14 protein-coding genes are annotated in these 12,706 nt (G+C 34.7%); 12 read left to right on the top strand and 2 right to left on the bottom strand.

Annotated elements, in window-relative coordinates; all coding sequences use genetic code 11:
• Nucleotides 1-45: 45 nt before the first annotated feature.
• Complete coding sequence (locus tag BLS22_RS13175) at nucleotides 46-315, bottom strand: TMEM165/GDT1 family protein (RefSeq protein ID WP_090554549.1); 270 nt, start codon at nucleotides 313-315, stop codon at nucleotides 46-48.
• A gap of 259 nt (nucleotides 316-574) precedes the next feature.
• Here BLS22_RS13175 and BLS22_RS13170 point away from each other — a divergent pair, with 259 nt between their 5' ends.
• The 6 genes from BLS22_RS13170 to BLS22_RS13145 all read left to right on the top strand — a co-directional run bounded on the left by BLS22_RS13170 (nucleotide 575) and on the right by BLS22_RS13145 (nucleotide 5,987).
• Nucleotides 575-1,348: a ParA family protein gene (locus BLS22_RS13170; RefSeq protein ID WP_090554546.1), complete on the top strand. Its 774-nt coding sequence runs from the start codon at nucleotides 575-577 to the stop codon at nucleotides 1,346-1,348.
• A complete protein-coding gene (locus BLS22_RS13165; protein ID WP_090554544.1) occupies nucleotides 1,349-2,236 on the top strand; it encodes a ParB/RepB/Spo0J family partition protein in 888 nt (295 codons plus the stop codon). It abuts the gene before it with no gap.
• Between the two features lie 339 nt (nucleotides 2,237-2,575).
• Complete coding sequence (locus tag BLS22_RS13160) at nucleotides 2,576-3,718, top strand: aminotransferase class V-fold PLP-dependent enzyme (protein WP_090554542.1); 1,143 nt, start codon at nucleotides 2,576-2,578, stop codon at nucleotides 3,716-3,718.
• Nucleotides 3,719-4,218: 500 nt separating this feature from the next.
• Nucleotides 4,219-4,767, top strand: coding sequence for a DUF4446 family protein (locus BLS22_RS13155; RefSeq protein WP_090554539.1), 549 nt, complete (start codon nucleotides 4,219-4,221; stop codon nucleotides 4,765-4,767).
• Nucleotides 4,768-4,773: 6 nt separating this feature from the next.
• Nucleotides 4,774-5,655, top strand: coding sequence for a diacylglycerol/lipid kinase family protein (locus BLS22_RS13150; protein WP_244269556.1), 882 nt, complete (start codon nucleotides 4,774-4,776; stop codon nucleotides 5,653-5,655).
• Nucleotides 5,656-5,726: 71 nt separating this feature from the next.
• Nucleotides 5,727-5,987 carry a YkuS family protein gene (locus BLS22_RS13145; RefSeq protein ID WP_090554538.1) on the top strand — a complete coding sequence of 87 codons (261 nt, stop codon included), beginning with the start codon at nucleotides 5,727-5,729 and terminating at the stop codon, nucleotides 5,985-5,987.
• Between the two features lie 25 nt (nucleotides 5,988-6,012).
• Here the strand turns inward: BLS22_RS13145 and yyaC are convergent, their stop codons facing one another.
• Nucleotides 6,013-6,600, bottom strand: coding sequence for a spore protease YyaC (gene yyaC, locus BLS22_RS13140; protein WP_090554536.1), 588 nt, complete (start codon nucleotides 6,598-6,600; stop codon nucleotides 6,013-6,015).
• 145 nt (nucleotides 6,601-6,745) lie between these two features.
• Between yyaC and BLS22_RS13135 the strand changes: the two genes are divergently transcribed.
• The 6 genes from BLS22_RS13135 (at nucleotide 6,746) to recR (ending at nucleotide 12,522) form a co-directional block, all read left to right on the top strand.
• A complete protein-coding gene (locus BLS22_RS13135; RefSeq protein WP_090554533.1) occupies nucleotides 6,746-7,804 on the top strand; it encodes a YkvI family membrane protein in 1,059 nt (352 codons plus the stop codon).
• Between the two features lie 106 nt (nucleotides 7,805-7,910).
• The gene (locus BLS22_RS13130) at nucleotides 7,911-9,023 is read left to right on the top strand and encodes a DUF5711 family protein (RefSeq protein ID WP_090554530.1); all 1,113 of its coding nucleotides are present in this window, start codon (nucleotides 7,911-7,913) and stop codon (nucleotides 9,021-9,023) included.
• 15 nt (nucleotides 9,024-9,038) lie between these two features.
• On the top strand, nucleotides 9,039-9,737 hold the full coding sequence (locus BLS22_RS13125; protein ID WP_090554528.1) for a CvpA family protein: 699 nt from the start codon (nucleotides 9,039-9,041) through the stop codon (nucleotides 9,735-9,737).
• Nucleotides 9,738-9,803: 66 nt separating this feature from the next.
• On the top strand, nucleotides 9,804-11,489 hold the full coding sequence (gene dnaX, locus BLS22_RS13120) for a DNA polymerase III subunit gamma/tau (RefSeq protein ID WP_090554526.1): 1,686 nt from the start codon (nucleotides 9,804-9,806) through the stop codon (nucleotides 11,487-11,489).
• Nucleotides 11,490-11,548: 59 nt separating this feature from the next.
• Complete coding sequence (locus tag BLS22_RS13115; protein WP_090554524.1) at nucleotides 11,549-11,893, top strand: YbaB/EbfC family nucleoid-associated protein; 345 nt, start codon at nucleotides 11,549-11,551, stop codon at nucleotides 11,891-11,893.
• Nucleotides 11,894-11,922: 29 nt separating this feature from the next.
• Nucleotides 11,923-12,522: a recombination mediator RecR gene (recR, locus tag BLS22_RS13110; RefSeq protein ID WP_090554522.1), complete on the top strand. Its 600-nt coding sequence runs from the start codon at nucleotides 11,923-11,925 to the stop codon at nucleotides 12,520-12,522.
• Nucleotides 12,523-12,706 lie beyond the last annotated feature (184 nt).

Below are 12,706 nucleotides of genomic sequence, written 5' to 3'. Positions count from 1 at the left end.
CTAGAGTTTATATAGTAATCTTTTTTTAAAAGTTAAACCTTTACTTTAAAATTTGCCAGATAAGGTTAACACCCCTATGACGACAAAGGCTAGGCCGGCAGCTCTTTGTAAATAATGGGGAGGTATATATTTAGTCAAAAACATTCCAGCACAGACACCAATAAAGGAGCTAAGAATTAAAGCTAAAGAAGCACCAATAAAAACCGGCCATATGGATTTACATTGGGTAGCCAAAAGCATGGTCTGAAGCTGTGTTTTATCCCCTAACTCTGCAATAAAAACCATAAAAAAAGTTGTCATAATCATTCGAAGCATTGCTAGAAGCCTCCTTAATAAAATCCTGTAGAACTAACTAAAAAAATCAAACTGTTTTATAAATAAAACTTTTCATTAATCCTCCATATTCCTATGACTATAGATAAGTATATTCTTTACTAGAGGAGAATATTAGTAAAATATTATAGCATCTAAAAATAATAGACCAAAAATAAGAGAATAAGAGGAAAAATTAAAATAATTTAGAATTTATTAGTATGTAAAAATTCTATCAATAGCTTTAAAGGGGGTAGTGGTAATGGGAAAGGTAATAGCGATTTTTAATCAAAAAGGTGGAGTAGGAAAAACAACTACAAATGTTAATCTAAGTGCTTGTATTGCTAGTAAAGGAAAGAAAGTATGTGTTATAGATATTGACCCTCAGGGAAATACAACAAGTGGATTTGGGATTGATAAAGCTTCATTGGAATATAATATATATGACGTAATGATTGAAGATACAGATATTAAGGAAGCTATTGTAAAAACGGAATTTGAGAATATAGATTTAATTGGATCTAGCAATGCTTTGGCAGGAGCAGAAATTGAGTTAGTAGCTATTAAAGATAGAGAAACAAAGCTTAAAAAAGCAATTAATAGTATTAGAAACCAATATGATTATATATTTGTAGATTGTCCTCCTTCCTTAGGTCTATTAACGATCAATTCTTTATCGGCAGTAGATAGTGTTTTAATACCTATTCAATGCGAGTATTATGCATTAGAGGGAGTGAGTCAGCTAATGAATACCATTCAGTTGGTGAAAAAGAGCTTAAACCCAGACTTAGAGGTGCAGGGTGTGGTTTTAAGTATGTTTGATGGTAGAACAAATTTATCCATTCAAGTGGTAGATGAAGTAAAAAATCACTTCAAAGGAAAGGTATATACAACTATTATACCTAGAAACGTCAGACTTGCCGAAGCCCCTAGTCATGGTCAGCCTATCATTTATTATGATAGAAAATCTAAAGGAGCAGAGGCCTACTGGGATTTAGCGGAAGAGTTTATATACCTAGAGGAGGATGTGATATAGATGGCTAAACCAAATAAAAAAAAGGGATTAGGTAAAGGATTACAGGCTTTGATTCCCCAAATAAACGCTTTAGAATTTGAAATAGTGGAGGAGGCAGTGAAGGAGGATAGGATAAAAAATATTTCTATCAACAAAATCTATCCAAACCCCCAGCAGCCTAGAAAGGATTTTAATAAAGCAACAATAGAGGAGCTGGCAGCTTCTATTAAAACCCATGGACTAATACAACCAATCGTAGTCATAGAAAAAGAAGAAGGATTTATGATTATCGCAGGAGAGAGGCGTTGGAGAGCTGGTAAGGAAGCAGAGCTAAAGGAATTACCTTGTATTATAAGAAAAGATAATGAACAACAATTGATGGAAATTGCCCTTATAGAAAACCTTCAAAGAGAAGACCTTAACATTATTGAAGAGGCTAAAGCATATAAATACCTAATCGATACCTATTCTATAACCCAAGATCAATTAGGGGAGGCTATTGGAAAAAGCAGACCCTATATAGCTAATATACTAAGGTTACTACAGTTGGATAGTCGAATTATTGATATGATCAGGGAGGGACAAATAACAGCTGGACACGCCAGGGCTTTATTAAGCATCCATAATCTCCAAGAACAATATCAATTGGCTTTAAAAATAGAAAGGGAACAATTAAATGTGCGGCAAGTGGAAGAAATGGTTAGAAACCTATTAAACCCCAAGAAAAAACCTAAAGAACAGAAAAGAACAAAGGATGCTATCATTATAGATATAGAGGAGAACCTAAAGAGACGCTTTGGTACAAAGGTTAACATTATGAAGGGAAGAAAAAAAGGAAAAATTGAAATAGAGTATTATAATGATGGGGACTTAGAGAGGATTTTAAGTCTATTGGAAGAAACTAATTAAAGTTTCACATGAAACATTAACTTTAAAAGCGTCTATAGGACGCTTTTTCATCATAGAAAAAACTTATATTATGTGGGAGGGAATAGCATAATACATAGAAATGAATATGCTATAATATAAAATAACACTAATTCATAAACAGACAACTGAAAGTTTAGGTTTTAGCTTTGGTGTTGATGACTTAGTTGGTTGAGCTAGAGGGAGTTTTTTGCTGCTAAATTCCAGCCCAATTTATTTGGAAGATGTAGTGCTTAGGTTGGCATTTGTAAAACTGTGAATCTTAACACTACACTGAAGGGAAAAGTGGATTTTAAGCCTATTTAAAAGGGAGATGATGATGTGATTTATCTAGATAATGCTGCTACATCCTATCCTAAGCCGGAAGCAGTTTATGAAGCAATGATAGACAATATGAAAAACTTTGGGGCAAATCCAGGAAGATCGGGACACAAAATGGCTTTAGAGGCAGGAAGAGGAATTTTTAAGGGAAGGGAGTTAATCTGTAGTTTATTTAATATAGATGATCCTATGCAGGTGGTTTTCACCTCTAATGCTACGGAGGCATTAAATTTAGCTATTAAAGGAATACTGAATGAAGGGGATCATGTTATTACCACCAGCATGGAGCATAACTCTGTCTTAAGACCCATTAAATCCCTAGAAAATTACAATATAGACAATACCATTGTTCAATGCGATGAAACTGGGGGTTTAAGTCCTGAATTAATCAAAAGGGCAATAAAAACCAATACAAAGCTTATTGTTACAACCCATGCCTCCAATGTAACAGGAACCCTTATGCCTATTGAAGAAATAGGTAAAATAGCTAAAGAAAATGAAATTTTATTTCTAGTAGATGCTGCCCAAACTGCAGGAGTATATGATATAGATGTTAAAAAGATGAATATAGATTTGTTGGCTGTAGCAGGACATAAGGGGTTGATGGGCCCTCAAGGAACAGGATTCTTATACATTAAAGAAGGGGTGGAGGTTAGGCACTTTAAAGAAGGTGGAACTGGAAGTAAATCCCAGGAATTAATACAGCCTCTGATGCTACCCGATAGATATGAAAGTGGAACACCTAATACACCAGGTATTGTTGGATTAACGGCAGGAATTGAGTTTTTACTGAAGGAAGGATTAGAAAAAGTTAGAAGTAAGGAAGAAGAGCTTACTCAATATTTTATAGACGGATTAAAGAAAATAGAAGGCGTTAAAATATACGGGCCACAGGACGTGAAAAAACAAGCAGCGGTGGTTTCCATCAATATAGGAGAAGAGGACTCTTCTGAAATTGCTTATATTTTAGATAAGGTCTTTGATATTGGTGTAAGGCCAGGTCTTCATTGTGCCCCCATGGCTCATAAAACCATAGGGACATTTGAACAAGGCACTGTTCGTTTCAGTATTGGTTATTTTACTAAAAAAGAAGAGTTGGATGCAGCCCTAGCGGCTTTAAAGAGTATATGTGAAGAATTATAAAAGGGTGAATAAAAAGAGCCCATCTAAAAAAATAAGGGTAGGGTGGGATTTTAAAAAAACTCACCCTACTCTTTCTATTTTGAAATATATTTTCTGTCTCCTATCCATCTATTTATTTTGATAACTCTTTTAAGGGTTGCAACAAATGTAGTAAACCCATTACTTTATGATAAATTACTAATTATGAAGAAACCCTTCCTTTCACTATAAAAAGATAGATAAAATCTTTGGTGATTATTAGTAAGTTTACTGTTAAGGGAAGGTTTTATTGCAACGCTACCATACAACTTATTTTATAAATTTTTTAAAAATTCTTCAGTTCCTTAGTTTAATAAAAACATAGGAAAAACACTGGGGGATGAGGGAAAAATTACAAGGTTTTAATTTTAAGTTTTAGAAGGGAAAAGTTAAGATGCTGTAGAATATTAATAAGCTGCAAATAAACAAACAAAAAAAATTTAGCAAAAACAATAGGAGCATAAATTGAAGGGAGAATGATTATGCAACAAATCTTGTCTATTATAGACAACTATTCTTTAACTTTTATTTTTACAGGACTTGTTATGAACTTATTTTTAATTATTTTGTTAGCTATTAACTACAGTATTACAGCTAATTTAAGGGATAAATACAAGCGCTTAGTTAAGGGAACAAGTGGTAAAAACATAGAAAATGTTTTAATGGAGCATATTACAAAGGTGGAGGAGGTTCAGGAAAACCTTAAGGACATATACTCTAAAATGGATATATTGGAAAACCGTATGAGCTTCTCTATACAAAAAGTAGGAATTATTCGATACAATGCCTTTGATGATGTAGGAAGTGATCTAAGCTACTCTATCGCTATGCTAGATAATAACAACAACGGCATTATTTTAACAGGAATCCATGGGAGGACAGAAACAGTTTCCTATGCAAAGCCAGTAAAGGATGGCAAGTCTAATTACAACCTCTCTGTGGAGGAAGTCCAAGCATTGGAAAGAGCAAAGACAAATGACTTAGACAAGGTAAAATTAAAGGGCTCTAGAAGTAATAAAGATAATGGGTAGGTGAAGATGTTGGCCTACTTATTTATCGTAAACCCTGTGGCAGGGAAAAATAAAGGTAAGAAAGTAATACCGATCATAGAAAAAATCATGAAAAAAGAACAACTACTCTATGAAATAATATTAACCACAAAAATTGGTGAGGCTGAAGAAATTGCAGCTGAAGCGGTGGGGAAAGACTTCTCTACCATTGTAGCTGTCGGTGGAGATGGAACTATTCACGAGGTACTAAACGGAATGGCAGGTAGTGATAAGATTTTGGGAATTATTCCTGCTGGAACGGGAAATGATTTAGGTAGGACGTTGAACTTGCCAAAGAAAACAGAAGCCGCTTTAGAAATGATTTTAAAAGGAAAAACAAAAGAAATTGATTTAGGTAGAATGCGGGATAAATACTTCATTAATTTTGCTAGTATAGGCCTGGATGCGGTTATTGCTTCGGAGGCTAATAGTATAAAGAAGTATTTTTCTGGGAGATTTGCCTACGTTGTGGCAGCACTAAAAGGAATCACCACCTTTAAAAGTAATAAGCTTCAATTTATCATTGATGATAAAAAGTTTTACTGTGATGTATTAATGATTACCCTTTGCAATGGCATTTATTATGGGGGAGGTATGAAGGTAGCTCCAAAGGCAGATTTACAGGATGGCTATTTTGATATTTGTGTAATTAAGAATATAAATAAGCTCAAGCTATTACTATTGTTTCCCACAATATTTTGGGGAAAGCATACTGGATATAAGGAAGTAGATTTTTATAAAGGAAAAAAAGTTCAAATTTTTGCAGAAAAACCGTTGCAGATTAATGCTGATGGAGAAATTACTGATGTAGAATCATTGGAATTTGAAGTAGCAAAGCAGAAACTTAAGGTTATAGTCAATAACCCATAGGAATAAAATTGTGAAAAAGTCTGTATGAAAACAACACCTCTTTGGAAAACTAATCCAAGGAGGTGTTTATTGTGAAAAGAATAGCAATACAGGAGAATCTACAGCAACTAAAGGACAATTTAACCAATAAAGGATATGAGGTTGTAGGATTTCAAGACCAAGGACATATTGATGCCATAATATATCTTGATGATTATAGTGGATTTAAAAATGTAAACGATGCAGGAGAAACTAATGGCTATGGTGCTATATTAATCAATGCAAATAACAAAACGGTAGAAGAGATACAGCATATAATTGAGACCAGGAGGTACGGGGGCTTGTTTAGTTAAAAACAAAGGGATATTCCCTTTGTTTTTAGGATAATAGCTTTTCTTTATGAAGTTTCCACATGGAGAATTTAATTCCATCAGAAATGGCATCTGCCATTTTCATGACTAGTTGTAACCGGGTATTTTGTAAAATCATATACTCCATATACCCTCCTAGATTAACGATTCCCATAATATGCAAATTACCTACCGAAGGGAGTTGCTTATTTACACCCGCACCTGGGTTTAGGGGACCATGGCCTATGGTGATATACCCCACCCTTTCAACCCTTCCTAAACAGGCGTCAATAGCTACGATAAAAGGATTTTTAAGGTTGTCATAGATGGAATCTATTTGCTCTTTTAAGTTTTTGGCATGAACTGGCTCCTCTAAGGTTCCATAAACATAAACGTTAGGGTGCTTCAATAAAGGTCTTTCCAGCTTATGGCCTACAAGGGGACCTAAAGCATCTCCCGTAGAACGATCGGTACCAATACATAAAAAAACAAGCTCTTGATAGGAGGAGCTATAGTATTCCTCTATATATTTACTAAATAAGCCACCAAAGTCGATAGCCGCCATAGTATTATCTATATGAATGGAATCGGAAGTTTGAGTGGTAAGTAAGGACATGCTAATTCCTCCTTTGTTTTATTTAATAGACATTTTGACACAAAACTACAGTAAAAGTTTTCCCTAAAAACTATGAAACAATACAAAATTTATAAGAATACCCCCCTTATAGGTAGAAATATAATAAATTTAAGGGGGGTATTCTATGACAAGAAGAAAATCTATCGCCACTTTGGTCAGTATTTACATAGGAACTGTTATTGGGGCTGGATTTGCCTCTGGACAGGAAATCATACAATTTTTTGGTAAGTATGGAGTTTTAGGAGTGCTAGGGGTTGTTTTCTCTACCATATTGTTAACTTTCATAGCCACAAATACATTAAAAAAAGTTTATAAAAAGAAATTCCACAGCTTTGAGGAGTTTGGAATCTATCATTTTAACAAAAAAATTTTTCCTTGGATTAATGGCATTCTTGCCCTTCTGCTTTTAGTGGGATACTTTGTTATGCTGGCGGGGAGTGGAGCAATTGCAAATGAACATTTTGGCCTTCCCTCAATATATGGTATAGTAGGCATGTCCTTTATGAGTTTTGCTGTTCTAATTTTTGGGGTCAGGGGTGTTGCGGAGGCAAATAAGGTCATAGTTCCTGTACTGATGGTGGTTGTTTTTTATGTAAGTTTCTGTATTATTAAAAACAACAGACTTTTACTAAGCAATGCCTATACAGAGACGATTTTAACATTCTATAACAACGATCTATATATGATTGCTAAAGGAGGTTGGTTGTGGTCAGCCTTTGTGTACGCAGGCCACAACAGCATAGGGGCGACGGTTGTCATGACCTCGCTGCTGCCCTTTATCTATGATGAAAAGGCAGCAAGGTACGGTGGAACAATCGGAGCCCTTGGATTAGGACTCATGGCGTTATTGATTTTAGTTAGTCTATTAATACTTTATACAGATGTCATGGGGTTGGAGGTTCCAATGGTTGCAGCAGCCCATTCCTTAGGAGAATTCCACAAACAAGTCTACAGTATTATCCTGCTTTTAGCTATGTTTACTACAGCTATAGCCAATGGATACGGTTGTGTTTTAAGGTTTTCTTTTATAACAGGTATAAAGGAAAGATGGGTAACAATTTTTGTGTGCCTTTTTTCTATTCCTTTAGCTTTAATGGGATTTAAAAATCTAGTAGCTTTCTTTTACCCTTTATTTGGATATTTAGGATTTTTGTTTATAGGTAGAATTTTACTAAAAAGGTGATTAACAAAGGAGTATTTCTCAGGAAATAGAAGAAGGTTTTTTTTAGGTGTTTAGGGAATATATGAAAAGAACAAAATTTGTTTCCCGTGAAACTAGGAGGTATAGCGTGAAAAACAAAAGAAGAATTATGTTTATATTTATAGCTACAATTTTAATTTTTTTAAGCTTCAGCATAATAAAAAACATTAAAACGACTATGACTACTGTTGAAAAAGAAATACAAATTTTAGAAGAGATAGAAACCCACCAAGGGGGAAATGTTGTTTATAGGAAATTTCAAAATGGTGTCCTTCAATATTGGGATGGAATTTTGTACTTTTATGATTTTAAAGGGGAGAAAAAATGGCATCTTCATTTAGGCATCCCTTCGGCTGAGGTAAAGGTCAGTGATGAAAGCATATATTTAGCTGACAATGGGAAAAAGCAACTGCTTCGAATAAACAAAAAAGGAGAAATTGTTTATAGATATACCACTAAAGAAACAATCAGCAGTTTTGCAGTATGTGAAAGTAATTATGTGTTAGTACAATATCCTTTAATTAATAGTATGACGGAGCTAGTTCTCCTAAACGAAGAAGGAAGAAAGCATAGTAGTATTATAGTGGGGGAGGGCATGGTTATGAACAGCACTTTATCAAAGGCCCATAACTTAGTAGCAGTTAACACCCTCATCACCAACAATGCCTTAACAAGTCATCTTATTCTTTACGATATGCAAGGGGAGCTAATAGCCTCTAATCATTTAAATGATCAACTGGTATTAGATTTTGATTATGATACAAAGGGGAATTTAATCATCATAAAAGAAGAAAAAATAACAAGTATTAACAAAGGAAATAAAGAGTTATGGTCTGTAGAGGTGGATAAAGTAAAGCTTTCAAAGACTTTTTCTCCCCAATATACAGTGATATATGGTGGAGAAGCAGGAGGCAACCCATTAATTGATAAAAAAGATGGGAAAAGAACAAAGATAATACAGTACAATGGCAGAGTTATTGGGGATGCCCAAACAAAAGAAGTGATTAAGGGGATAGATAATTCTAAAGAAGACATAGTAGTTTACTCTCCAAGAACCATATATGTTTTAGACAAAAGAGGAGAAATAAAAATGGAGCATAAATATTCTAGTGATATAGAAGAGATATTTCTTTTTTCAAGGGAACATATGGCAATTATAACAAAAGGGAAACTATCTTTTGTTAGGTTCTATGAAGGATAAGAAAGGATAGTGGAGATGAATATTTTCGATTTTTTTATTATAACTGTTATGATTCTTAGTGGAATTAGTGGCTACAAAAAAGGTCTGATATTGACTACATTTAGTTTAGGAAGCTATATTATAGCCTTTATTACAGCAAGGCTTTATTATCCACAATTGGCTCATTGGATAAGGGATAATAATTTTATGATAGAAGGTATCAAGGGATTTATACAAAAAAACATAGAAACTTCTTTACCAACAACGGGGGTGTTGGACAAAACCCCACAATCCCTCGGTGGGCTACAGGAGATGGAGGGTTGGGGTATTCCAGGTTTTTTACAGGATTATTTAATAAAGCAAGTAGATATACAGACCTATGCCGACCAAGCAATGGATACGATAATAGGGGAAATGCAACAAGCTTTAGTTAATTTTTTTATTAACATCATTAGTATGGTTATTTTATTCATAGTTGTAAGGACTTTAATCTTACTTATAGGCCATTTGATTCATAGCATTTTTGAGATTCCTGTCCTTCATACCGTCAATAACGTCGGTGGTGGAGTGGTTGGACTAATAAGGGGAATGGTTTTTATATTTATTGCTGTTTTAATTATGATTCCAATCGCCATGACAAACCTACAGGGGAAAATTGCCGTTGGTTTAGAGGGATCTAGACTTTTATCTATATTTTCCCACTATCTTCTTACCTACATATTATCATGGCTGTAGTTGAAGTTGTATGGTATAATAATAGATGATTTTACTATCAAAGAAAGAATAGTGAAGGTGATTTATATGACCTATAAGGCACTCTATAGAAGGTTTAGACCCCAAGTATTTGAAGATGTTATTGGTCAAGGGGCTGTAACCACAACCTTAAAAAACCAAATAAAAACCTCCAATGTATCTCATGCCTACTTGTTTTCTGGTACTAGGGGGACAGGAAAAACCTCTACAGCAAAAATTTTTGCTAGGGCAATAAACTGTCTTAACCCTGAAAACTTTAATCCTTGTAACCTATGTGAAGTATGCAAAGGTATTTTGACAGAAAGTATTATGGATGTCATTGAAATTGATGCAGCCTCCAACAATGGTGTAGATCATATTAGGGAATTAAGGGAAAATGTTAAATACCCCCCCTCTAAAGGAAGATATAAGGTATATATCATTGATGAGGTACATATGTTAAGTTCTGGAGCCTTTAACGCCCTTTTAAAAACCCTAGAGGAGCCCCCAGATCATATTATATTTATTTTGGCAACTACAGATCCTCAAAAACTGCCAGCTACGATCTTATCTAGGTGTCAGCGTTTTGATTTTAAACCAGTTACCACAAAGGATATGATTGAAAGATTAAGGGATATATGTGAAAGAATAGGTACTACAGCGGATGAGGAGGCCCTCACAACCATAGCGCTTAATGCTGGGGGGGCTTTAAGGGATGCCCTTAGTATTTTAGAGCAATGTATTGCCTTTAGCAGTGATAATCTAACCTATGAAGATGTAATAGATACTCTAGGAATTATTAATCATGAATTGTTGTTTCACCTAGGCCAGTGTATAGGAGAAAAAAAGGTTTCTGAGGCTATTTATGCTATACAGAAGATAATGGAAGAAGGCAAGGATATACAACAATTAATTAAGGATCTAATCCATCATTTTAGAAATTTAATGATGGTAAAAATGGAGGTTGATCTGGAGGAACTGTCAGGCTTATCCCAGGAAATATTAGATAAACTTAAGGATCAGAGCAAAGCCTTTGACGTCTCCAGTATCACTGAGGCTATCCACCTTCTGTCTGAGACGGAGGCGAAGGCAAAATATGCTCCTCAGCCGAGAATTCTTCTAGAGGTGGCCATTGTAACCCTCTGCCAAGAGAAGGAAGAGACCTCCTTCGAAGGCCTACTGCAAAGAATTAAAAAATTAGAGGAGACTATACAAACAGGAGAGTTTATAAGGAAAGCTATTAAACAGAGGCCCAGTAAAGAAATTGGCTCCATTAAAAAGGAAGAAGAACCAGGATTAGCGGTGAAGGATAAAGAAAAGATAGAATCCTTAGAGGAAGTTGTTTTAGAAGAAAAGAAAGAGTTACTAAAGGAAAATCAAGCAACAAGTATTCCCCTCGACTTCTCAGAAATAAAAGAAAAGTGGGAGGAAATTAAGGCTTTTATTAGGAAGGATAAAAAAGCCCAAATTGAAGCTATGTTAAGGGAAGGAGAGCTGGAAGACATTATAAGGGGCTCTTTGGTGATTAGTTTCAAGGATGGGTTTGGATTTCATAGAGAAACTTTGGATAGGGAAAAAACAAAGGAGTATATAGCTACTGTTATTGAAAAAATCACTGGACAAAAACTAAAATTAAATCTAGTGATGGAATATGAGTTAGGGAAAAAAGAGGAAAAAGACAGTAGGGAAGAAATATTGGTAGAAAAATTAAAAAAAACCGTCCCTGAAGGCATTCTAGAGATTTATGATGAATAATAAATACTAGAAGGTTTATGATATAATAACAGCAAAAACAAAATGAAGGAGGCAATATTATGGCTAAAAAAGGTTTCCAAGGAATGGGTGGAATGCCTAATATGAATAACATGATTAAACAAGCTCAAAAAATGCAGAAGCAAATGGAGGAAATGCAAGCAGAAGTTGAGAAGAAACAAGTAGAGGCCAGCGCTGGGGGCGGAGCAGTTGTTGTTAAGATGACTGGGAAAAAAGAAATTATTAGTATTGATATTAAACCAGAGGTAGTAGATCCAGATGATGTAGAAATGCTACAGGATTTAATTATAGCTGCAGTAAATGAAGCGATACGCTCTGCTGAGGAAATGGTAAGCAAAGAAATGTCTAAGGTAACGGGTAATATGAATCTACCTGGGTTATTTTAGTTTTTAATAAAAAATGAAGGTGGCTATATATGAATTATTATTCAACACCAATAGCTAGACTAATTGATGAGTTTACAAAGCTTCCTGGCATAGGTAGAAAAACAGCTCAAAGATTGGCTTTCCATGTTATACGTATACCCCTTGAGGAGGCAGAAATGCTATCTCAGGCAATTGTAGAAGCAAAGGCAAGCATAAAATATTGTAGCATATGCACAAACTTAACCGATAAGGATATTTGCAATATTTGTAGTGACAAGAAAAGAGATGAAGGAATTCTTTGTATCGTGGAGGACCCTAGGGATGTTGTAGCTATGGAGAAAACAAAGGAATTTCATGGCTATTATCATGTTCTCCATGGAGTTATTTCTCCATTAGAGGGAATTGGACCAGAGGAAATAAAAATCAAAGAGCTATTGGCTCGACTAACCCATCAGGAGGTAAAGGAAGTGGTGTTAGCTACAAACCCTAACATAGAAGGAGAGGCTACCGCCATGTATATCGCAAAGCTGTTAAAACCTATGGGCATTAAGGTAACTCGAATAGCCTATGGGATTCCTGTTGGAGGAGATTTAGAATATGCAGATGAGATAACCCTTTCAAAGGCTTTAGAGGGTAGACGAGAATTATAAAGATAACATACTTAAAAATAAAATTATAATAAAATTTTATTATAAAAACATGGTTTAAGGGAACAAAAAATCCTTCTTAAACTATGTTTTTTTGCTTGTTTTTTCTCTAAGGACTTAAGCCTAACAGTAAGTCTGTTTTTTATTTTTTGTTGATTTTTGGTGGATACAAGGTATCACCTTTCTT

Origin of the sequence: Natronincola ferrireducens (assembly GCF_900100845.1) — a bacterium.
GTDB lineage: Bacteria > Bacillota > Clostridia > Peptostreptococcales > Natronincolaceae > Natronincola_B > Natronincola_B ferrireducens.
Note: the sequence above shows the minus strand (reverse complement) of the source record. Positions and strands in the feature narration are given on the sequence as shown.